Consider the following 22,812-nt stretch of genomic DNA (forward strand, 5'->3'; position numbering starts at 1 on the left):
TTTTCTTTATATAAATCAGCTTTTTTTCAGTCTGATGACAGTATCCGCATCAGGCGTGACAAAGACGGTATGCTGGCTGTCATAAGTCACGAATCCGGGCTTTGCGCCGTTCGGCTTTTTGACGTGCCTGATTTTTGTATAATCAACAGGCACAGAACTTGAATCTTTTGCTTTTGAGAAATAAGCTGCAATTGTGGCGGCTTCAATAATTGTTTGTTCATCCGGCTCGCTGCTTCTGATGACAACATGGGAGCCCGGGATATCCTTCGTGTGAAGCCATATGTCGTCTCTGGCAGCTGCTTTGGTCGTTAAATACTCGTTTTGACGGTTGTTTTTGCCGACTAAAATAGTGTGACCGGAAGAGGATTCGTATGTTTCTAAAACAGGCTTGTTCTGTTTTTGTTTTTTCTGCCCTTTTTGCTGCTTAGGACGTAAATATTTCCCCTCCACAAGCTCTTCTCTGATTTCACTGATATCACGCGGAGAAGCGGAAGACAGCTGCTGAATCAACTGGTCGAAGTATTCAATTTCTTGCTGAGCCAGCCTGATTTGTTCTTCGACAACGGCAACTGAGTTTTTCGCCTTCTGATACTTAGTGAAATAGGCCTGTGCATTCTCTGAAGGCGTCTTGTTCGGATTCAGCGGGATGGCGATTGTCGGATTTTCCTCATCATAGTAGTTGATGACTTCAGCCTGCTTGTCGCCTTTTTTCATCATATATAAATTTGCGGTCAGCAGCTCCCCGTAAAGCTGAAATTCCTTAGCGTTTTCCGAATACTCCAGTGTTTTTTCCAGTTTTTTGATTTTGTTGGCGTTCTTTTTCCGTTCATTCACAACGAACCGCTCAAGATCCTGAGCCTGCTGTTTAACCCGGTCCCGCTCAGCTTTTCCGAAATAAAAACGGTCCAGCAGCTCACTTAATGAATCGAAGCGGCGTGCTTCTCCTTTAAGGTGAGTCAGCTCCAGCAGATAAAAATATTCCTTCCCGTTAACAGTCGTGATGTTAGGGTTGAAACGGTGCTCCCTTACCTCTGCAAAGAGCTCCAGAAGCGCTTTTGGCAGTGTTCCTTTGTTGGCAAGGCCCGCTCTGTGGACAGCTTCTTTTGCGAAGAGCGGAGAAACACCGGAAAAATGATCAACAATTTGTTTATCTAGCCGTCCTTCTTGAAAACTGAGATGACGCAACATGTCATCTTCAGTCGCTTCTAGCGGTGAGATTTTGTCCTGGGCCGGCGGAAGCTTATAATCGTAGCCCGGCAGTACGGTGCGATAGCTGTTCATTGACGGCGATAAATGCTTCAGCCCGTCGATGATCGCATTTTCCTCTCCATCCGTCAGAATGATATTGCTGTGGCGGCCCATAATTTCGACATAAAGTTTTCGATGCGTTTCATCACCGATTTCATTCCGGCTTTTAATATGAAAAATCATAATGCGGTCAAGGCCCGCCTGTTCAATTTTTTCAATAAATCCGCCTTCAATATGCTTTCTTAGCAGCATGCAAAACATCGGCGGTTCACTCGGGTTTTCATACGTTTGGGCCGTGATATGCACCCGTGAATAGCTTGGGTGTGCCGATAATAAAAGCTTTTGGTTTTTTCCATTGGCGCGGATGTGAAAAATCACATCGTGCTTATAAGGCTGATGGACTTTCGTGATCCGTCCGCCCATTATTCGCTCGTTCAGTTCGTGTGTCATTCCGTATGTAAACATGCCATCAAACGACATATATAATACACCCTCTCATTCTTCCTGCATTCGATAATTATAGCATGAAATGGGACGAGTCAGAATAAGCATGCTTATAGAGTGATATCTCTATAAGAGAGCAGGGGAGTGGACGAGCGGAATGAAGTTTCATGAAATGGGACAAACAGATTTATTAGAGGCAACAAATACGTCCATGAAACAAGGATTAACTGAAAAAGAGGTGAAAAAACGCCTCGACAAGCATGGGCCAAACGAGCTTCAAGAAGGGAAAAAAACATCAGCGCTTATCTTGTTTTTGGCGCAGTTTAAAGATTTCATGGTGCTTGTGCTGCTTGCGGCAACATTAATTTCAGGGTTTCTTGGTGAATATGTGGACGCGGTTGCGATTATTGCGATTGTGTTTGTGAATGGCATACTTGGGTTCTTTCAAGAACGGCGTGCAGAGCAATCTCTTCAGGCGTTAAAAGAGCTGTCAACTCCTCATGTGATGGCGCTCAGGGAAGGAAGCTGGACAAAGATCCCTTCGAAAGAACTGGTGCCGGGCGACATTGTGAAGTTTACAAGCGGCGACCGGATTGGAGCAGATGTCCGAATTGTCGAAGCGAAAAGCCTGGAAATTGAAGAATCAGCGTTAACCGGAGAGTCAATCCCGGTTGTGAAACATGCGGATAAATTGAAAAAACCCGATGTGTCGCTGGGGGATATTACGAATATGGCCTTTATGGGAACCATCGTCACCCGCGGCAGCGGTGTCGGTGTTGTCGTCGGTACAGGAATGAACACGGCTATGGGGAAAATCGCTGACATGCTTGAATCGGCGGGAACTCTGTCAACCCCGCTGCAAAGAAGGCTCGAGCAGCTCGGGAAAATTTTAATTGTTGTCGCTTTGCTGCTCACTGTACTTGTTGTCGCTGTCGGCGTGATCCAGGGACACGATCTGTACAGCATGTTTTTAGCCGGTGTTTCGCTAGCGGTAGCCGCCATTCCAGAAGGGCTGCCAGCCATTGTGACAGTAGCTCTGTCATTGGGTGTACAGCGTATGATCAAGCAAAAATCAATCGTGAGAAAGCTTCCGGCTGTTGAGACGCTTGGGTGTGCCTCTATTATTTGTTCAGACAAAACAGGAACAATGACGCAAAACAAAATGACGGTCACACATGTATGGTCAGGAGGGAAAACGTGGAGAGTGTCGGGCACGGGCTACGATCCGAAAGGAGGCTTCACACTGAACGATAAAGAGGTCAGTGTGAATGAGCATAAGCCGCTGGAGCAAATGCTGTTATTCGGAGCGCTTTGTAACAACTCGAATATTGAGAATAGAAACGGTGACTATGTGCTTGACGGAGATCCGACAGAGGGAGCGCTGCTCACTGCGGCAAGAAAAGGCGGCTTTTCAAAGGAGTTTGTGGAATCCCATTACCGGGTGGTTGAGGAGTTTCCGTTTGATTCAGCACGAAAAATGATGACTGTCATTGTAGAGGATCAGGACAGAAAGCGCTATATCATTACGAAAGGCGCGCCGGACGTACTGATGCAGCGGTCCGCCCGTATTTATTATGACGGCTCTGCCGCTCCTTTCTCAAATGAGAGAAAAGCAGAAACAGAGGCAGTATTACGGCAATTGGCTTCCCAGGCGCTCCGAACGATTGCGGTTGCCTATAGACCGGTAAAAGCAGGGGAAACACCGTCAATGGAGCAGGCGGAAAAAGACCTGACAATGCTTGGCCTTTCAGGCATCATAGATCCGCCGCGCCCTGAAGTCAGACAGGCGATTAAAGAATGCCGTGAAGCGGGAATTAAGACTGTCATGATTACAGGGGATCATGTTGAGACAGCAAAAGCTATAGCGAAAGATTTGCGCCTCCTCCCGAAAAGCGGAAAAATCATGGACGGCCAGATGCTGAATGAGCTTTCGCAAGAAGAGCTTTCTGACGTAGTGGAGGATGTGTATGTGTTTGCCCGCGTTTCCCCTGAGCATAAATTGAAGATTGTTAAAGCGTATCAGGAAAACGGACATATCGTTGCAATGACAGGAGACGGCGTCAATGACGCGCCGGCTATCAAACAGGCTGACATCGGCGTTGCCATGGGTATTACAGGAACGGATGTGGCGAAGGAAGCATCATCCCTCATTCTCGTAGATGATAATTTTGCAACCATTAAATCAGCGATTAAAGAAGGCAGAAACATCTATGAAAATATTAGAAAATTTATCCGATACCTGCTGGCTTCTAACGTAGGAGAAATTTTGGTCATGCTTTTCGCCATGCTGCTTGCCCTTCCTTTGCCGCTCGTGCCGATTCAGATTTTGTGGGTCAACTTGGTGACAGATGGATTGCCGGCGATGGCGCTCGGCATGGATCAGCCGGAAGGAGACGTTATGAAGCGGAAACCGCGTCACCCGAAAGAAGGGGTGTTTGCCCGCAAGCTTGGATGGAAGGTGGTCTCCAGAGGGTTTTTAATCGGTGCTGCCACGATTTTGGCTTTTATCATCGTGTATCACCGCAATCCTGAGAATTTGTCTTATGCGCAGACAATTGCGTTTGCGACGTTGGTGCTGGCTCAGCTCATTCACGTATTTGACTGCCGGAGCGAAACGTCCGTTTTTTCCAGAAATCCGTTTGAAAACTTGTATCTGATCGGCGCTGTATTGTCATCGATTTTACTGATGCTGGTGGTCATTTACTATCCGCCGCTTCAGCCGATTTTCCATACGGTTGCCATCACGCCGGGAGACTGGATGCTGGTCATCGGCATGTCGGCCATCCCTACTTTTTTGCTGGCGGGGTCACTTTTGACAAGAAAAAAATAAATTCATATGATATAATCTTAGGGGTAATAGCATGTCTATTGCCCTTTTATTTTGAGAACAGGGAAGAAATTGGGTGTTTTATTTATGATACGAAGTATGACAGGCTTCGGCAGTGCAAGCAAAACACAAGATGATCTCTCTGTAAGCGTTGAACTTAAATCTGTGAATTACAGGTTTAAAGAAGTGAACGCTCGTTTGCCAAGGCCTTTGCTATATTTAGAAGATAAGCTGAAACAGACGATTCTGCAGTACATACAGCGCGGAAGAATTGAGCTTTTCGTCTCCGTTGACAGTGATATGCTTGTAGAGAGAAGGCTTGATATTGATTGGCCGCTTCTCGATGAGTTTGTCGCAGCTGCAGAGGATATGAAAAAGCGATATCAATTGTCCGCAGAGCCTGATGTCATGGACTTCTTCAAGCTTGATCATGTCGTCCAGATTCATGAGGAACAGACTCAAAATGAAAAGCTTGAGGAGTTAATAACAGCTGCTGCAGAGGAAGCCGTAAAAGGACTCTGTGAGATGCGCGAAAAAGAGGGGCTGCTTTTAGCCAAAGACTGTCTGATGCATATTGATCAGCTTGAAGAGCTGGCCGAAAAGACCGAATCTTTGGCAGCCGATGCTGTATCTCGTTACAGGGAACGGCTGTACGCCAGAATAAAGGAATGGACCGAAGACGTGTTGGATGAGAGCCGGCTTGTTACAGAATGCGCTATTTTTGCAGATCGCTCTGATATTACAGAAGAGATTACAAGACTGAAGAGCCACTTCGCTCAGTTTCGTGATATATTAGCTGAAGGCGGAGCTGTCGGGCGCAAACTCGACTTTCTTGTCCAGGAGCTGAATCGGGAAGCAAATACAATCGGCTCAAAAGCAAATGATCACCAGATCACAAAGCTTGTCGTCGAAATGAAAAGTTCTATTGAAAAAATAAAAGAACAAGTGCAAAATATAGAATAGTGACTGTGCGTATTGTTTACAGACGGACTTGCTAGGCTAAACTAGAGACGTCTATTTTACAGGGGGAACGTAGAAGATGACGATTAAACTGATTAATATCGGATTTGGCAATATTATCTCCGCCAATCGGATGATTTCGATTGTCAGCCCGGAGTCTGCGCCAATCAAACGGATGATCCAGGATGCAAGAGACCGCGGAATGCTAATTGACGCTACATACGGACGAAGAACCCGTGCAGTTGTCGTCATGGATAGTGATCACATTATCTTATCTGCCGTCCAGCCTGAGACAGTTGCACACAGACTTTCTGTTAAAGAAGAAATTATGGATGAAGGGCAGGGATAATTGCCGCATGAAAGAAAGAGGTTTATTAATCGTTCTCTCAGGTCCCTCAGGAGTTGGTAAAGGAACGGTTCGGCAAGCGATTTTTTCGCAAGAAGATACAAAATTCGAGTATTCGATTTCAGTAACAACGAGAAACCCTCGAGAGGGCGAAGTGAACGGAGTCGATTATTTTTTCAAAACGAGAGAAGAATTTGAGCAAATGATTGCAAACAATAAACTGCTTGAATGGGCAGAATATGTCGGCAATTATTACGGCACTCCTGTCGATTATGTTGAACAGACGCTCCAAGAAGGAAAAGACGTCTTTTTAGAAATCGAAGTTCAAGGCGCTCTTCAAGTGAGAAATGCTTTCCCGGAAGGTCTGTTTATTTTCCTTGCGCCTCCGAGTCTTTCTGAACTGAAGAACAGAATTGTGACAAGAGGAACGGAAACAGATGCTCTGATTGAAAATCGCATGAAAGCCGCAAAAGCTGAGATCGAAATGATGGACGCATATGATTACGTCGTAGAAAATGATAATGTCGAAACGGCTTGCGACAAAATCAAAGCAATCGTTCTCGCTGAACATTTGAAGCGTGAGCGCGTTGCACCAAGATATAAGAAAATGCTGGAGGTTGAATAACTGATGTTAGATCCGTCAATTGACTCATTAATGAATAAATTGGATTCGAAATACACGCTCGTAACTGTTTCTGCTAGACGCGCGCGTGAAATGCAAATCAAAAAAGACCAGATGATTGAACATACGATTTCACACAAATATGTAGGCAAAGCTTTAGAAGAAATTGATGCAGGCCTGCTTTCGTTTGAAAAGGAAGACCGCGAATAGTAGAACAAGTAGCAACCTATATCATGTAGGTTGTTATTTTTTTCCGTGCTGTTTTAAATTGCAGAGGGGGAGAAGTCATTGCTGAACAATCGAAATGTGTTGCTTTGCGTGAGCGGAGGCATCGCTGTTTATAAAGCCTGTGCGCTGACAAGCAAGCTGGTGCAGGCAGGGGCAAATGTTAAAGTCATTATGACTGAATCTGCGTGCCAGTTCGTTTCACCGCTGACATTTCAGGCATTGAGCCGCCATGAAGTATATACAGATACATTTAAAGAACAAAATCCAAGCGTCATCTCTCATATAGACGCAGCTGACTGGGCCGACCTGATTATTGTTGCGCCGGCTACGGCAAATGTGATTGGAAAACTGGCCAACGGCATTGCTGATGATATGCTGACAACAACCTTATTAGCGGCAACAGCGCCGGTATGGATTGCGCCCGCCATGAATGTGCATATGTATGACCATCCGGCAGTCAAACGCAATATTTCTGTCCTTTATCAGGATGGTTTTCGTTTTATTGAACCGAGCGAGGGCTATTTAGCATGCGGTTACGTTGGAAAAGGAAGATTGGAAGAACCCGAAAACATCGTGAAGCTTGCGGAAAAGCATTTTGCAGAAGAAAAAGACGCGCCTTTAGAAGGCAAACAAGTGGTGATCACAGCAGGCCCGACACGGGAGGCAGTTGATCCTGTGCGTTTTTTCACGAATAAATCGACGGGTAAAATGGGATACGCATTAGCTGAGGCTGCGGTGCGGCTTGGTGCAAACGTGACCTTGATCTCAGGGCCGGTTTCGCTTGATGTCCCTAAAGGGCTTTCTCAGTTTATCCCTGTCCAATCGGCTGCGGACATGCGCGATGCGGTGCTCTCTGTGTATGAGGGAAGCGACGTCGTCATAAAAACAGCTGCTGTTGCCGATTTTACGCCAAAAACAGTATTTGACCAAAAAATGAAAAAACAAGACGGCGGAATGACCCTTGAATTAAAAAGAACAGTCGACATTTTAAAAGAATTGGGCGAGAAAAAACAGCGTCAGCTGTTAGTCGGTTTTGCTGCTGAGACACAAGATGTGGAACATTACGCCCGCAAAAAGCTTTCTGCCAAAAATCTTGACATGATTGTGGCGAATGATGTGAAAGCGGCAGGGGCCGGTTTTGGTGCTGATACGAATATTGTGACGCTCTTTTTCAAAGACGGGCGCAAACGCGAGCTGCCGAAGATGTCTAAGCTCGATGTTTCGTTTGACATTCTTGGAGAAGTCGCAGCCCTCTTAAAACAAACCGGAGAGCACTCATGAATTTTGCCGAAGTCATCGTTGATGTCAGCACCAAAAATATAGACAGGCCGTTTGATTACAAAATCCCAGACCATCTTAAAGGCATGATCAAAATGGGAATGAGGGTCATTGTTCCGTTTGGCCCCCGTAAAATTCAAGGGTTTGTGACAGCTGTCAAAGATACGTCTGATCTCTCAGGTAAATCTGTCAAAGAAGTGGAGGATTTATTAGATCTTACGCCTGTTTTGACAGAAGAGCTGATGCATTTGTCTTCATGGCTGTCAGACAAAACGCTGTCTTTTAAGATTACGGCGCTTCAAGCGATGCTGCCTGCCGCGTTAAAGGCAAAATATGAAAAAGAGCTGAAGATTGCGGAAGGTGCGGATATCCCGCCGCAGGTAGAACGGCTGTTTTCTGAAACAAAGAGCTTGCTGTATTCCGATATACCTGATCACGATACGCTGAAAATCATCCAGAAGCAGGTTCAAAAAGGCCATATCGATGTAACTTATAAAGTGGCGCAAAAAGCGAACAAAAAAATGGTCAGGTATATTCAGGCCAATGCCGGTAAAGAAGAGCTCTCCAAGCAGGCTGAGGGTTTATCCCGACAAGCGGCCAAACAGCAGGCGATCCTGCACTTTTTCATGACGGAACCGGAAGGCGCGAAAATACCTGCTGCGGACCTGTGCAAAAAAACAGACGCAAGCTCAGCCACCATCAAGACCCTGATCCAAAAGGGGCTTCTGAAAGAAACCTATGAAGAGGTTTACAGAGATCCCTATCAGGACAAAATGTTCAAAAAAACAGAGCCGCTGCCGCTGACAGACGAGCAGAGCGCGGCCTTTCAGCCGATACGCCGGACGTTAGACAACAATGAACATCAAGTGTTTCTCCTGCACGGGGTTACAGGAAGCGGCAAAACGGAAATTTATCTCCAGTCGATTGAAAAAGTGCTTGCGAAAGGAAAAGAAGCCATCGTACTTGTACCGGAAATATCGTTAACGCCGCAAATGGTTCATCGCTTTAAAGGGCGCTTCGGCTCTCAGGTAGCCGTGATGCACAGCGGGTTATCCACTGGTGAAAAGTATGACGAGTGGCGCAAAATCCATCGCAAGGAAGTACGGCTTGTCGTTGGCGCGAGGTCCGCTATTTTTGCCCCGTTTGAAAATCTCGGGATGATTATCATCGATGAGGAGCATGAATCGTCCTATAAACAAGAGGAAATGCCGCGCTACCATGCGAAAGAGGTAGCGATCAAGCGGGCGGAGCACCACCGCTGTCCGGTTGTGTTAGGTAGTGCTACACCGACGTTAGAGTCATATGCACGGGCGCAAAAAGGAGTGTACGAGCTGCTTTCGCTGAAACACCGCGTCAATCACCAAGTGATGCCTGAGGTTGCGCTTGTGGATATGAGAGAGGAGCTCAGAAACGGCAATCGATCTATGTTTTCAATAGAATTGATGGAAAAGCTTGAAGAAACCATTGCTAAAGGTGAACAGGCTGTGCTGTTTTTAAATAAAAGGGGCTATTCCTCCTTTGTGATGTGCAGGGACTGCGGATATGTCCCGCAATGCCCTCACTGCGACATTTCCATGACGTATCACCGTTCCGGCCAGAGGATGAAATGCCATTATTGCGGACATGAAGAGCCTGTTCCGCATACTTGTCCTGAATGCGGGAGCGATCATATCCGTTTTTTCGGAACGGGAACACAAAGAGTGGAAGAAGAATTAACAAAGGTGCTGCCACATGCAAGAGTCATACGGATGGATGTTGATACGACCTCTCGGAAAGGTGCCCATGAAAAATTATTGTCTGCTTTCGGAGAAGGCAAAGCAGATATTCTTCTTGGAACGCAAATGATTGCGAAAGGGCTTGATTTTCCGAATGTGACACTTGTCGGAGTCTTAAGCGCTGACACAACACTGCACATTCCTGATTTCAGATCTGCTGAAAAAACGTTTCAGCTGCTAACGCAAGTCAGCGGCCGCGCGGGAAGACATGAAAAACCCGGCAATGTCATCATTCAAACGTACACACCGTCCCATTACAGCATCCAGCTGACGAAAACGCATGATTATGAAACGTTTTATCAGCATGAAATGGCGCACAGGAGGGAGCAATCCTACCCGCCGTATTACTATTTGGCTCTTGTGACGGTTTCTCACGAGGAAGTGGCAAAAGCGGCTGTAACGGCTGAGAAAATCGCACACTTTCTGAAAGCAAACTGCGGGGCAGATACGAAAATACTCGGTCCAAGCGCATCGCCGATCGCCAGGATCAAAGATAGATATCGCTATCAATGCGTGATAAAATACAAACAGGAAACCCAGATATCAGCTTTATTGAAGAAGATACTGGAACATTATAAACGGGAAATTGAACAAAAACATGTAATGATTTCAATTGATATGAATCCTTATATGATGATGTAAGATCTCACGTCTTGGAGGGTAATGAATTGGCAGTAAAAAAGGTCGTCACACATCCCGCGGAGGTTTTGGAAACGCCTGCGGAAACCGTGACTGTTTTTGATAAAAAGCTAAAAAAACTGCTTGATGATATGTACGATACCATGCTCGAAATGGATGGAGTCGGACTGGCAGCGCCGCAGATCGGTATTTTAAAAAGAGCGGCTGTCGTTGATATCGGAGAAGAAAGTGGCAGAATTGACCTTGTGAATCCGGAAATTCTTGAACAAAGCGGCGAGCAAACCGGAGTGGAAGGATGCTTAAGTTTTCCCGGCGTCTACGGAGATGTCACGCGTGCCGATTATGTGAAAGTGCGGGCGTATAACCGTCAAGGAAAACCGTTTATTCTTGAAGCAAGAGGCTTTTTCGCGAGAGCCGTGCAGCATGAAATGGACCACTTGGACGGCGTGCTGTTTACATCAAAAATAAGCAAATATTATACAGAAGATGAACTAGCGGATATGGAAGGATGATTTGATGACGAGAATCGTGTTTATGGGAACACCCGATTTTTCAGTTCCTGTGTTAAAAACCCTGATAGATGACGGATATGAAGTAGTGGGGGTCGTCACGCAGCCGGACCGTCCGAAGGGCAGAAAAAAAGTGCTTACGCCTCCGCCTGTGAAGGAAGAAGCTTTGCGTCACGGTATCCCGGTTCTTCAGCCTGAAAAAGTCAGACTGAAAGAAGAAATTGAAAAGGTGCTGGCATTAAAACCGGATCTTATTGTGACGGCAGCGTTTGGGCAAATTCTGCCTAAAGAGCTTCTCGACAGCCCTAAGTACGGATGCATTAATGTCCATGCGTCTCTTTTGCCTGAACTGAGAGGCGGGGCTCCTATCCATTATTCCATTCTCCAAGGAAAGAAAAAAACCGGAGTTACCATTATGTACATGGTGGAAAAATTAGATGCAGGCGATATGATTTCTAAAGTGGAAGTAGACATTGAAGAAACCGACAATGTCGGAACCCTGCACGATAAATTAAGCGTTGCTGGCGCGAAGCTTCTGTCTGAAACAGTTCCTCAAGTTATAGCCGGCGACATATCACCTGAAAAGCAAGATGACGAGAAAGCGACGTATGCGCCAAACATTAAAAGAGAACAAGAGCTGATTGACTGGTCCAGAGCGGGGGAAGAGCTTTATAATCAAGTTCGAGGTTTAAACCCATGGCCTGTTGCCTATACGACTTTAAATGGACAAAACCTGAAAGTGTGGGCGGCCAAGAAAACAGCGGCGCCGGCAAAAGCCGAGCCCGGCACAGTTATTGCTATTGAAAAAGAAGGAATTATCGTGGCCACAGGAAACGATACGGCACTGTTATTAACAGAGCTGCAGCCTGCCGGCAAAAAACGCATGCGAGGCGAAGACTTTGTCCGTGGCGCTCATGTTGAGACAGGTGATATGTTAGGAGTGCACAATGAAAACAAATAGCGTTCGTGATATTGCGCTGGAGGCGCTGGTCAAATTAGAACAAAATCAGTCATACAGTAACCTGCTCCTGAAATCGGTTATTAAATCCAATAAACTGAGCGATCAGGACCGGGGGCTTTTGACTGAACTCGTGTACGGTACATTGCAAAACAAAATCGCGCTGGATTATATGCTCAAGCCGTTTATCAACAAGCCGCAAAAGGTGAAGCCGTGGGTTATCCAGCTTCTCCGCCTGTCCCTATATCAAATGGAATATTTAGAGAAAATTCCCGACCGGGCAGTCATCCATGAAGCGGTAGAGATTGCTAAAAACCGCGGGCATAAAGGCATTGCCTCATTTGTCAACGGCGTGCTTCGCTCTATTCAGCGGGAAGGAGTCCCTTCCTTTGACGCTATCGAAGATCCTGTTCTCAGGCTTGCGACAGAAACCAGCCATCCTGAATGGCTCGTGAAAGAGTGGGCAGACGCATACGGATTTGATGCGGCTGAAAAGATTTGCCGCATTCATCTCATTCCGCCTAAGCAAACGCTGCGTATCAATCAAATGAAAACAGACAGAGCGGAGATACTTGATCAAATGGCAGCTGAAGGAATCGAAGCAGAAAAAGGCGATCTCGCCGAGGATGCTGTGAAGCTTGTAAAGGGAACAATCGCCGGAACTCACTTCTTCCAGACAGGTGAAGTGTCCATCCAGGATGAAAGTTCCATGCTGGTTGCCCGGGCCCTTGACCCTAAGCCAGGTGAAACGGTGCTTGATGCGTGCGCGGCGCCGGGCGGAAAGTCAGCCCATATCGCTGAATTAATGGAGAACAAGGGAAGTGTGACATCGCTTGACCTTCACAAACATAAGGTGAAGCTGATCAAAGAAGCGTCAGAACGGCTTGGCCTTTCCATTATTGATGCGAAAACAATGGACGCGAGAAAAGCGGGAGAAACGTTTAAAAGTGAACAGTTTGACCGCATTTTGGTTGACGCTCCATGCTCAGGCTTTGGCGTGATCAGAAGAAAGCCGGATATGAAATACACCAAAACCCCGAATGACAGCTCCCGGCTTGCTGAAATCCAGCTGTCTATCTTAAGGGAAATTGCGCCATTAGTAAAAAAAGGTGGCACTCTTGTCTACAGTACGTGTACAATGGATCGGACAGAAAATGAAGAAGTTATCCATGCGTTTATACAAGAACATCCTGATTTTGAACCCGATTTGTCTCTTGAAAAGCGGCTGCCTGAAAAGGCGAGACCCTTTGTTCGGGATGGGAGGCTTCAAATCCTTCCGCATTATTTCGGAACAGATGGTTTCTTTATTTGCAGCATGAGAAAGAAGGGATAAGCAATGACAGAACTTAAAAAAACAAAGATCAGAAAAGAATTGCGGACAGAGCGTCCTTCAATTTATTCTTTTGAATTAGACGAAATCAAACAATGGCTGACAGACAACGGAGAGAAACCGTTCCGCGCGGCGCAGATTTTTGAATGGCTTTACGAAAAACGAGTATCTTCTTTTGACGAAATGACAAACCTGTCAAAGGATCTGCGTGAGAAATTAAACACTCATTTCGTATTAACGACGCTGAAAACAGCAGTTAAACAAACTTCTCAAGATGGCACGATGAAGTTTTTATTCGAGCTTCACGACGGTTATACAATCGAAACCGTATTAATGAGACACGAGTATGGTAATTCTGTATGTGTAACGACACAAGTCGGCTGCCGCATTGGCTGCACATTCTGCGCATCAACGCTCGGCGGCTTAAAACGAAATCTTGAAGCAGGCGAAATTGTCGCTCAAGTGGTGAAAGTTCAAAAAGCGCTGGATGAAACGGATGAACGCGTCAGCTCTGTCGTCATCATGGGAATTGGCGAACCATTTGATAACTTTAACGAAATGCTTGCCTTCTTAAAAATCATTAACCATGATAAGGGACTGAATATCGGTGCCCGCCATATTACTGTTTCTACAAGCGGAATCATCCCGAAAATTTACGAATTCGCTGACCAGCAAATGCAGATTAACTTTGCGATTTCTCTTCACGCGCCAAATACAGAAATCAGAAGCCGTTTGATGCCGATTAACAGAGCGTACAAGCTGCCTGATTTAATGGAAGCCGTTAAATATTACATTAATAAAACAGGACGCCGGATCAGCTTTGAATACGGTCTGTTCGGCGGCGTAAATGACCAGGTCGAGCACGCTGAAGAGCTTGCAGACTTGCTGGAAGGCGTAAAATGCCACGTGAACTTGATTCCGGTAAACTATGTGCCTGAACGGGATTACGTCCGCACACCGCGCGAGCAGATTTTTGCTTTTGAGAAAACGCTGAAATCCCGCGGAGTAAATGTCACGATCCGAAGAGAGCAAGGCCATGACATTGACGCAGCCTGCGGTCAGCTTCGCGCGAAGGAGCGTCAAGACGAGACGAGGTGATGAGGGTTGTTAACAGCCTTAAAAACAGATACAGGGAAAATCCGCCAGCATAATGAAGATGATGCGGGTATTTTTAAGGGGAAAGACGATTTTGTATTAGCGGTTGTCGCTGATGGCATGGGCGGCCATCTTGCTGGAGATGTTGCAAGCAAGATGGCTGTGAAAGCCATGGGAGAGAAATGGAATGAGGCAGATACGATTCCTGCGGCGCCGTCAGAATGTGAAGAGTGGCTCATTGAACAGATTCTCGCGGTAAACAGCAAGATTTACGATCATGCCCAAGCGCACGAAGAATGCCAAGGCATGGGAACAACCATTGTATGCGCTCTTTTCACAGGCAAAACGGTTTCCGTTGCTCATATAGGCGACAGCAGATGCTATTTGCTTCAGGACGATCTTTTCGTTCAGGTGACAGAGGATCATTCTCTTGTGAATGAACTGGTTCGCACCGGTGAAATCTCCAGAGAAGATGCTGAGCATCATCCGCGCAAAAATGTGCTGACGAAGGCGCTCGGAACAGATCAATCTGTCAGTATTGACGCACGTTCTTTCGAAATTGAACCCGGAGATAAACTCCTTTTATGTTCTGATGGACTGACGAATAAAGTGGAAGTCACTGAATTAAAAGACATCCTGCAAAGCGATTCAGCTCCTCAGGAAAAAGTAAACCTGCTTGTGGACAAAGCCAATGAGAATGGCGGGGAAGACAATATTACAGCAGTGTTGCTTGAGCTTGCTTTACATGTTGAAGAGGGTGAAGATCAGTGCTAATCGGCAAGCGAATCAGCGGGCGTTACCAGATTCTCCGTGCCATAGGCGGCGGGGGAATGGCCAACGTTTATTTAGCTGAGGACATTATTCTTGATCGTGAAGTCGCAATCAAAATCCTGCGGTTTGACTATGTGAATGACAATGAGTTTATCAGGCGTTTCCGAAGAGAAGCCCAATCGGCCTCAAGCCTTGATCACCCGAATATTGTCAGCATTTATGATTTGGGCGAGGAAGATGATATTTACTATATTGTCATGGAATACGTAGAGGGCATGACGCTAAAAGAATACATAACAGCAAATGGGCCGCTTCACCCCAAAGAAGCGCTCAGCATCATGGAGCAAATTGTCTCAGCCATTGCCCATGCCCACCAAAATCATATTGTCCACAGGGATATTAAACCGCATAACATTTTGATCGACCATATGGGCAATATCAAAGTAACGGATTTTGGAATTGCGACTGCACTGACTTCGACAACAATCACCCACACCAATTCTGTGCTGGGCTCAGTCCATTATTTATCCCCCGAACAGGCGCGGGGCGGTCTGGCCACAAAAAAATCAGATATTTATGCGCTTGGGATTGTCTTATTTGAGCTGTTAACCGGCCGAATCCCGTTTGATGGAGAATCGGCTGTCAGCATCGCCTTAAAGCATCTTCAGGCTGAAACCCCTTCAGCGAAAAGGTGGAATCCCTCAGTACCCCAAAGCGTTGAAAACATCATATTAAAGGCAACCGCCAAAGATCCTTTTCATCGCTATGAAACTGCTGAAGATATGGAAGAAGATATTCGAACAGCTTTTGACGCGAACAGGCTCAACGAAAAGAAATTTACGATTCAAGATGATGAAGAAATGACGAAAGCGATTCCGATTATTAAGGATGCAGAGCTTGCGAAAGCTTCTAATGAAACCGAAGCTGACATGACATTTCCTCAAGAAAACCAAACGAAGAAAAAAGCAAAGAGAAAAAAATGGCCGTGGATTTTGCTCACCATATGCCTGATTTTTATCACGGCAGGAGTTCTCGCCATCACTGTTTTTCCTTCTCTTTTTATGCCTAAGGATGTCAAAATACCCGATGTAGCAGGGATGGAATATGAGAAAGCGGCAGATCTTCTAGAAAAAGAAGGCTTGCAGGTAGATTCAGACGTATTGGAAATCTCAGATGAGAAGATCGAAGAAGGCCTGATGGTCAAAACCGATCCTAAAGCCGAGTCTACTGTTAAAGAAGGAGCAACGGTTACGCTTTATAAGAGCACAGGTAAAGCAAAAAAGCAGATCGGTGATGTGACGGACCAATCAGTCGACAAGGCAAAAAAAGTGTTAAAGGAACAGGGCTTTAAAAATGTAACGGTGGATGAAGTAAATAATGATGAGAAAGACGCCGGCACGGTCATAGACCAGAATCCGTCAGCAGGGACCGAACTTGTGCCGGACGAAGATCAAGTTAAGCTCACAGTCAGCATCGGGCCGGAAGATATTACGCTCAGAGATTTAAAAACATACAGTAAAGAAGCAGCCTCAGGATATCTGGAAGATAACGGGCTCAAGCTGGTGGAAAAAGAAGTGTACTCAGATGACGTTCCGGAAGGACAGGTTGTCAAACAAAAACCGGCAGCGGGAACGGCGCTAAAGCCGGGAAATGAGGTCGAAGTGACATTTTCTCTCGGACCTGAGAAGAAACCGGCGAAAACAGTGAAAGAAAAAGTCAAGATCCCATATGAGCCTGAAAACGAAGGGGACGAGCTTGAGGTGCAAATCGCGATTGACGACGCGGACCACAGCATTTCTGACACTTACGAACATTTTAAGATTAAAGAGCCCGTAGAACGGACGATCGAACTGAAGATTGAACCTGGCCAAAAAGGGTACTATCAAGTGATGGTAAATAATAAAGTCGTCAGCTACAAAACAATTGAGTATCCGAAAGATGAATAACAAGGAGGGAAAATATGCCTGAGGGCAAAATTATTAAAGCGCTTAGCGGCTTTTATTACGTACTGGATGAATCAGAGGATTCAAATAACGGAAAAGTTATACAATGCAGAGGAAGAGGCATTTTCAGAAAAAATAAAATCACCCCTTTGGTCGGTGATTATGTTGTTTATCAAGCTGAAAATAATAAAGAAGGATATCTTCTGGAGATTAAAGAAAGAACCAATGAACTTATCAGGCCGCCGATCTGCAACGTTGATCAAGCGGTGCTTGTTTTCTCGGCGATGCAGCCATCTTTCAGCACAGCATTGCTCGACCGTTTCTTGGTTCTCGTAGAAGCGAATGACATCCAGCCGATTATTTGTATTACAAAAATGGATTTAATTGAAGATCAACATACTCTAAAGCTCATTCAAGCGTATGCTGAAGACTACCGGAACATTGGCTATGACGTATATCTTACCTCTTCTAAGGACCAAGACAGTTTAACGGAGATCATCCCGCATTTCCGCGGCAAAACAACGGTCTTTGCCGGCCAGTCGGGGGTTGGAAAATCCTCGCTTCTCAACGCGATCAGTCCCGAGCTGGGTTTGAGAACAAACGAGATTTCTGAGCATTTAGGCCGCGGGAAGCACACAACCCGCCATGTGGAGCTCATTCACACGTCCGGAGGTCTGGTTGCGGATACGCCGGGTTTCAGCTCTCTTGAGTTTACAGACATTGAAGAAGGAGAGCTGGGCTACACCTTCCCTGACATCAGAGAAAAAAGCGCATCATGCAAATTCAGAGGATGTCTGCATTTGAAAGAGCCGAAATGTGCAGTCAAACAAGCTGTTGAAGAAGGGGAATTAAAGCAGTACCGCTACGACCATTATGTTGAATTTATCACAGAGATAAAAGACAGAAAGCCGAGGTATTAGATCATGGTAAAGATTGCACCTTCTATTCTTTCCGCTGATTTTGCCGCTTTAGGCAAAGAGATTCAAGATGTAGAAAAAGGCGGAGCCGATTACATTCATGTTGATGTCATGGACGGCCATTTTGTCCCGAATATTACGATTGGGCCGCTGATTGTAGAAGCCATTCGTCCGGTGACGAAACTGCCCCTGGATGTACATTTAATGATTGAAGAGCCGGATCGTTATATCCCGGCTTTCGCAAAAGCTGGAGCAGATATCCTGTCTGTACATGCCGAAGCCTGTCCGCACCTTCACCGGACAATCCAGCTTATGAAAGAGCAGGGTGTAAAAGCTGGGGTTGTCCTGAATCCGCATACACCTGTTCAAGTAATTGAGCATATTTTTGAAGAACTTGATCTCGTTCTCTTAATGACGGTGAACCCTGGATTTGGCGGACAGAAATTTATTCATTCTGTTCTTCCGAAAATAAAAGAAGTGAAACGAATGGCAGAGGAAAAAGGGAAACATGATCTGCTAATTGAAGTAGACGGCGGCGTCAACAAAGAAACAGCCCCGCTAGTCATCGAAGCGGGCGCAAATTTACTTGTTGCCGGTTCTGCTGTTTATGGCCAAACTGACCGCGAAAAAGCTATTTCTGAGATAAGAGGAAGCAAATAAGCAGCAGGAGAAAGAGCCGGGCGCATTTAGCCCGAGCTCTTTTTCCTGTACCCAGAAGCAGAAAGGAAAAAGAGATGAGAAAAATCAATATCGTTGCGGGAGGTCCAAAAGATTTGATCCCTGACCTGACTGGTTATACGGCTGATCACACGATCTGGGTCGGGGTTGACAAGGGCACAGTCACGCTTTTAGATGCCGGCATCATTCCTGATGAAGCTTTCGGAGATTTTGACAGCATTACGGAGCAGGAACGCCGGCAAATCGAAAAAGCCGCGCCCGCTCTCCATGTGTACCAGGCAGAAAAAGATCAAACTGATTTAGACCTCGCTCTTGATTGGGCCCTCGAAAAGCAGCCGGATGTCATTCAGATCTTCGGTATTACGGGAGGCAGAGCAGATCACTTTTTAGGAAATATTCAGCTGCTGTACAGGGGAGTAAAAACAAATTCGAAAATGAAGCTTATAGACAAACAGAATGATATTCAGATGTTCTCTCCAGGCGAATATTCTCTTCTTATCGATCAAAACAAACGGTATATCTCCTTCATCCCATTTACAGAAGAAGTGGATGAGCTGACCCTCATCGGTTTTAAATATCCGCTAAATAAGTGTCATATTACGCTTGGTTCAACACTATGTATTAGTAACGAACTCATTCATTCACGAGGTACTTTTTCGTTTGCGAAAGGCATATTAATAATGATAAGAAGCACGGATTAGCTTCTGCTTTCACTCATTTGTTGAAATTAATGAACCTTAAAGCGATGAACAGGCGGTTACGGGACTTATAGGAGGGGACAAAAATGAAATTTTACACCATTAAATTGCCGAAGTTTTTAGGAGGAATTGTCCGGGCGATGCTGGGCTCATTTAGAAAAGATTAAAGCCCAGGGGTTCAAGCCCCCTTTCACCACATAAAAACGCCTGCCACATATCAGGGCAGGCGTTCATTTTGTTATACACGCTCAACTTTACCGGATTTCAAAGCTCGAGCAGATACATATACTTTTTTAGGTTTTCCGTTCACAAGGATACGAACCTTTTGAAGATTCGCGCCCCAAGTGCGCTTAGAAGCATTCATTGCGTGAGAACGGTTATTCCCAGCTGTTGTTTTTTTACCTGTGATAACGCATTTACGTGCCATTTGTTTCCCTCCTCACTTGCACAAAACATCTACTTTTTCACTTTCATATGTTCTTAGATGCTTTCGATATGGATACTTTAAATAATTTACCACAGCTAAAAAACGTTTGCAACTATTGTTTCATCATCTTTCAAGAAAATTCACTTGACATCTTGCACAAACAGCGGCGCTATAGTATATGTAAAGAGACGTGCAGCGTTTGTCGCGTCTTTTCTTTTCATAATGGAATTCATATAGTAGAATAGCTGTAACTCTATGCATTCGAAGGAGGAACTAGTGTGTCCATTGAATTAAGAACGAAATACGGGCAGATTGATATATCGAATGAAGTCATTGCAATGGTTGCCGGCGGCGCTGCGATTGACTGTTACGGCATTGTTGGAATGGCCTCTAAAAACCAAATTAAAGACGGACTGACTGATATCCTTCGGAAAGAGAATTTCAGCAGAGGTGTTCAAGTTCGCCAAGAAGCAGAACAGATACATATTGACATGTATATCATTGTCAGCTACGGCACAAAAATTTCTGAAGTGGCACATAACGTCCAAACAAAAGTAAAGTACACAGTAAATCAAACAGTCGGACTTGCAGTGGATTCTGTTAATATTTATGTCCAAGGCGTACGAGTGACGAACCCGTAGTTAGGAGGAGTAGGATTGTCTATCAGAACATTAGACGGCAGAACCTTTGCCGAGATGATTCTTGCAGGTGCACAGAATCTGTCGCAAAACGCGAGTGCGGTTGACGCGCTCAACGTGTTTCCGGTGCCGGACGGTGATACGGGAACAAACATGAACCTGTCAATGACTTCCGGGGCAAGAGAAGTGGAGCATTTGGAGACAAGTGATATCGGTAAAGTGGGCTCCGCGTTATCTAAAGGATTGCTCATGGGGGCAAGAGGGAATTCAGGAGTCATCCTGTCCCAATTGTTCCGAGGATTCAGTAAAAGCATTGAAACAAAAAAAGAAATTAATGCAAAAGAGTTTGCCGCCGCGCTGCAAGCCGGTGTCGATATGGCTTACAAAGCAGTCATGAAGCCTGTGGAGGGCACCATCTTAACAGTTGCAAAAGATGCTGCGAAACAAGCGGTGGCCCTGGCGGAAAAAGAAACCGATATCATTGCGCTGATGACATCGGTGACAAAGGAAGCTGAGGCATCCTTAAACCGGACACCAGAATTGCTGCCTGTCCTGAAGGAAGTTGGAGTCGTTGACAGCGGAGGCAAAGGCCTGCTTTGTGTGTATGAAGGTTTCCTCGCTTCATTAAAAGGTGAGACCGTTCCTGAGAAAACCGTTCTTCCGTCACTTGATGACATGGTCAGTGCAGAGCATCATAAGAGCGCGCAAAGTATGATGAATACAGATGATATTGAATTCGGTTTCTGTACAGAAGTGATGGTAAGGCTCGATCAGAATAAAAGAGAATTTGATGAAGGCACATTCAGAAATGACCTCAGCCAATTTGGTGATTCTCTTTTGGTTATTGCAGACGAGTCTCTGGCGAAGGTTCATATTCATGCTGAAGAGCCGGGAAATGTGTTAAACTACGCTCAAAATTACGGTGAATTAATAAAAATCAAAATTGAAAACATGAGAGAGCAGCACACTTCCATCATCAGCCAGGACAGCGAGCCTGCTCACAGCGAGAAAGCGGCAAAGCAGCCGTACGGCATTGTGACTGTTGCGATGGGAGAAGGTATTTCTGATTTATTCAAAAGCATTGGCGCTTCCGTTGTGATTGAAGGCGGCCAGACGATGAATCCGAGCACTGAGGATATCGTCGATGCTGTAAGATCTGTAAATGCAGACACTGTGTTTATCTTACCGAATAACTCCAACATTATCATGGCTGCCAATCAAGCCGCAAGTGTGATAGGCGATAAGGTTTTTGTCATTCCTGCCAAAACGGTTCCGCAAGGGATGTCAGCGCTGCTGGCATTTAATCCGGATCAAGAGCCTGAAGCAAATGAAGCCAATATGCTAAGTGCCATTCAGCAAGTAAAAAGCGGACAGGTGACATACTCAGTCAGGGATACTCATATTGACGGACAAGACATAAAAAAAGGCGACTTTATGGGAATTCTGAATGGAACGATTATCGGCAGTGCTGAAGATCAGCTGGGTGCTGCAAAAATGCTCTTGTCAGAAATGATCGGAGAAGAGGACGAAATTGTCACCATTCTTTATGGAGAAGATGCGTCTCAAGAAGAAGCTGAAGAGCTTGAAGCGTTTCTCAACGACAAGTACGAAGAGATTGAGGTTGAAATCCACAACGGAAAACAGCCGCTGTATTCGTATATAGTTTCTGCAGAATAGAAGGGCAAATTGCCCTTCTATTCTTATGTCTGCTTTTAAGTGCGGCAGCGCTGTAACGCGCCCGCTTGCCATTTTATATCCGATCAATTAGTCTAGAAGCAAAGCCGCTTATAAGCTCTGTTTCATAAGGAGGAATAGCATGAAATACAGAAGCGTTTTTGATATTATCGGCCCGGTTATGATCGGTCCGTCCAGTTCGCATACAGCAGGCGCGGCGAGAATCGGGAGAGTGGCCAGAAGTTTATTTGGCAGAGAGCCTGAGCGCATCGTTGTGTCCTTTTACGGCTCTTTTGGTGAAACATATAAGGGTCACGGCACAGATGTGGCAATTATCGGCGGTCTGCTTGATTTTGATACATTTGACGAACGGATTAAAACCGCTATACAAATTGCAGAAGATAAAGGAATTGATATAGAGTTTCGAGTCGAAGACGCTGTTCCGGTTCACCCGAATACAGCTCGAATCAGTATTTCTGATGAAAAGGGAGAACTTGAACTGACGGGAATTTCGATAGGCGGAGGAAAAATTGAAATCACAGAATTAAACGGCTTTGAGCTCCGTCTGTCTGGAAACCACCCTGCCATTCTAGTTGTTCATAATGACAAGTTTGGCACCATTGCAGGAGTTGCCAATGTCCTTGCGAAATTCTCAATCAACGTCGGCCATATGGAAGTCGCCCGCAAGGATATTGGTCAGCTTGCGCTGATGACAATAGAAGTGGATCAAAATATTGACGATGATGTTCTCGATGAGCTGTCGAAGCTGCCGAACATTATTCAAGTGACAAAGATTGCTGACTAGCG

General features: G+C 45.5%; 22 protein-coding genes. 20 read left to right on the top strand and 2 right to left on the bottom strand.

The genetic code is table 11. The features are described 5' to 3' along the window. Window positions 1–15 precede the first annotated feature (15 nt). The gene (rqcH, locus tag WA325_RS00105; protein WP_105954210.1) at window positions 16–1,728 is read right to left on the bottom strand and encodes a tRNA modification protein RqcH; all 1,713 of its coding nucleotides are present in this window, start codon (window positions 1,726–1,728) and stop codon (window positions 16–18) included. A 121-nt stretch (window positions 1,729–1,849) separates the two neighbouring features. Here rqcH and WA325_RS00110 point away from each other — a divergent pair, with 121 nt between their 5' ends. From WA325_RS00110 to spoVM, 17 genes are all read left to right on the top strand, one after another. Beyond that, window positions 1,850–4,522: a calcium-translocating P-type ATPase, SERCA-type gene (locus tag WA325_RS00110; RefSeq protein ID WP_202852521.1), complete on the top strand. Its 2,673-nt coding sequence runs from the start codon at window positions 1,850–1,852 to the stop codon at window positions 4,520–4,522. 84 nt (window positions 4,523–4,606) lie between these two features. Further along, the gene (locus WA325_RS00115) at window positions 4,607–5,482 is read left to right on the top strand and encodes a YicC/YloC family endoribonuclease (RefSeq protein WP_024121354.1); all 876 of its coding nucleotides are present in this window, start codon (window positions 4,607–4,609) and stop codon (window positions 5,480–5,482) included. 76 nt (window positions 5,483–5,558) lie between these two features. Further along, entirely contained in the window at window positions 5,559–5,828 is a 270-nt protein-coding gene (gene remA / locus WA325_RS00120) for an extracellular matrix/biofilm regulator RemA (protein WP_003154355.1), read from the top strand. Between the two features lie 7 nt (window positions 5,829–5,835). Continuing rightward, a complete protein-coding gene (gene gmk, locus WA325_RS00125) occupies window positions 5,836–6,450 on the top strand; it encodes a guanylate kinase (RefSeq protein ID WP_024121355.1) in 615 nt (204 codons plus the stop codon). 3 nt (window positions 6,451–6,453) lie between these two features. After that, complete coding sequence (rpoZ, locus tag WA325_RS00130; protein ID WP_003221520.1) at window positions 6,454–6,657, top strand: DNA-directed RNA polymerase subunit omega; 204 nt, start codon at window positions 6,454–6,456, stop codon at window positions 6,655–6,657. Window positions 6,658–6,735: 78 nt separating this feature from the next. Beyond that, entirely contained in the window at window positions 6,736–7,956 is a 1,221-nt protein-coding gene (gene coaBC / locus WA325_RS00135; protein WP_202852522.1) for a bifunctional phosphopantothenoylcysteine decarboxylase/phosphopantothenate--cysteine ligase CoaBC, read from the top strand. Beyond that, a complete protein-coding gene (gene priA, locus WA325_RS00140; RefSeq protein ID WP_202852523.1) occupies window positions 7,953–10,370 on the top strand; it encodes a primosomal protein N' in 2,418 nt (805 codons plus the stop codon). The genes coaBC and priA overlap by 4 nt, the downstream gene beginning before the upstream one ends. A gap of 26 nt (window positions 10,371–10,396) precedes the next feature. Next, window positions 10,397–10,879, top strand: coding sequence for a peptide deformylase (def, locus tag WA325_RS00145; protein ID WP_024121358.1), 483 nt, complete (start codon window positions 10,397–10,399; stop codon window positions 10,877–10,879). A gap of 4 nt (window positions 10,880–10,883) precedes the next feature. Continuing rightward, window positions 10,884–11,837 carry a methionyl-tRNA formyltransferase gene (gene fmt, locus WA325_RS00150; protein WP_059292801.1) on the top strand — a complete coding sequence of 318 codons (954 nt, stop codon included), beginning with the start codon at window positions 10,884–10,886 and terminating at the stop codon, window positions 11,835–11,837. Then, window positions 11,824–13,167: a 16S rRNA (cytosine(967)-C(5))-methyltransferase RsmB gene (gene rsmB, locus WA325_RS00155; RefSeq protein ID WP_105954214.1), complete on the top strand. Its 1,344-nt coding sequence runs from the start codon at window positions 11,824–11,826 to the stop codon at window positions 13,165–13,167. The genes fmt and rsmB overlap by 14 nt, the downstream gene beginning before the upstream one ends. 3 nt (window positions 13,168–13,170) lie before the next feature. Further along, the gene (gene rlmN, locus WA325_RS00160) at window positions 13,171–14,262 is read left to right on the top strand and encodes a 23S rRNA (adenine(2503)-C(2))-methyltransferase RlmN (RefSeq protein WP_024121361.1); all 1,092 of its coding nucleotides are present in this window, start codon (window positions 13,171–13,173) and stop codon (window positions 14,260–14,262) included. A 6-nt stretch (window positions 14,263–14,268) separates the two neighbouring features. Beyond that, window positions 14,269–15,033: a protein-serine/threonine phosphatase PrpC gene (prpC, locus tag WA325_RS00165; protein ID WP_044155932.1), complete on the top strand. Its 765-nt coding sequence runs from the start codon at window positions 14,269–14,271 to the stop codon at window positions 15,031–15,033. After that, a complete protein-coding gene (gene pknB / locus WA325_RS00170; RefSeq protein WP_105991213.1) occupies window positions 15,027–16,976 on the top strand; it encodes a Stk1 family PASTA domain-containing Ser/Thr kinase in 1,950 nt (649 codons plus the stop codon). The genes prpC and pknB overlap by 7 nt, the downstream gene beginning before the upstream one ends. Before the next feature lie 14 nt (window positions 16,977–16,990). Next, on the top strand, window positions 16,991–17,893 hold the full coding sequence (gene rsgA, locus WA325_RS00175; protein WP_105954217.1) for a ribosome small subunit-dependent GTPase A: 903 nt from the start codon (window positions 16,991–16,993) through the stop codon (window positions 17,891–17,893). 3 nt (window positions 17,894–17,896) lie between these two features. Continuing rightward, window positions 17,897–18,550 (top strand): ribulose-phosphate 3-epimerase, encoded by a 654-nt coding sequence (gene rpe, locus WA325_RS00180; protein ID WP_101861202.1) that lies wholly within the window; start codon window positions 17,897–17,899, stop codon window positions 18,548–18,550. A gap of 74 nt (window positions 18,551–18,624) precedes the next feature. After that, complete coding sequence (locus WA325_RS00185; RefSeq protein ID WP_101861203.1) at window positions 18,625–19,269, top strand: thiamine diphosphokinase; 645 nt, start codon at window positions 18,625–18,627, stop codon at window positions 19,267–19,269. A gap of 83 nt (window positions 19,270–19,352) precedes the next feature. Then, entirely contained in the window at window positions 19,353–19,433 is an 81-nt protein-coding gene (gene spoVM / locus WA325_RS00190; protein ID WP_003221545.1) for a stage V sporulation protein SpoVM, read from the top strand. Between the two features lie 71 nt (window positions 19,434–19,504). Here the strand turns inward: spoVM and rpmB are convergent, their stop codons facing one another. After that, on the bottom strand, window positions 19,505–19,693 hold the full coding sequence (rpmB, locus tag WA325_RS00195) for a 50S ribosomal protein L28 (RefSeq protein ID WP_003221548.1): 189 nt from the start codon (window positions 19,691–19,693) through the stop codon (window positions 19,505–19,507). A 278-nt stretch (window positions 19,694–19,971) separates the two neighbouring features. On the opposite strand from rpmB, the gene WA325_RS00200 reads away from it, so the two are divergent. From WA325_RS00200 to sdaAB, 3 genes are all read left to right on the top strand, one after another. Then, complete coding sequence (locus tag WA325_RS00200; protein WP_105954218.1) at window positions 19,972–20,334, top strand: Asp23/Gls24 family envelope stress response protein; 363 nt, start codon at window positions 19,972–19,974, stop codon at window positions 20,332–20,334. Between the two features lie 15 nt (window positions 20,335–20,349). Continuing rightward, on the top strand, window positions 20,350–22,008 hold the full coding sequence (locus WA325_RS00205; RefSeq protein ID WP_095713821.1) for a DAK2 domain-containing protein: 1,659 nt from the start codon (window positions 20,350–20,352) through the stop codon (window positions 22,006–22,008). Window positions 22,009–22,147: 139 nt separating this feature from the next. Continuing rightward, entirely contained in the window at window positions 22,148–22,810 is a 663-nt protein-coding gene (gene sdaAB, locus WA325_RS00210) for an L-serine ammonia-lyase, iron-sulfur-dependent subunit beta (RefSeq protein ID WP_105991212.1), read from the top strand. Window positions 22,811–22,812: the final 2 nt, after the last annotated feature.

The organism is Bacillus sp. 205(2023) (assembly GCF_037027485.1).
Lineage (GTDB): Bacteria > Bacillota > Bacilli > Bacillales > Bacillaceae > Bacillus > Bacillus halotolerans.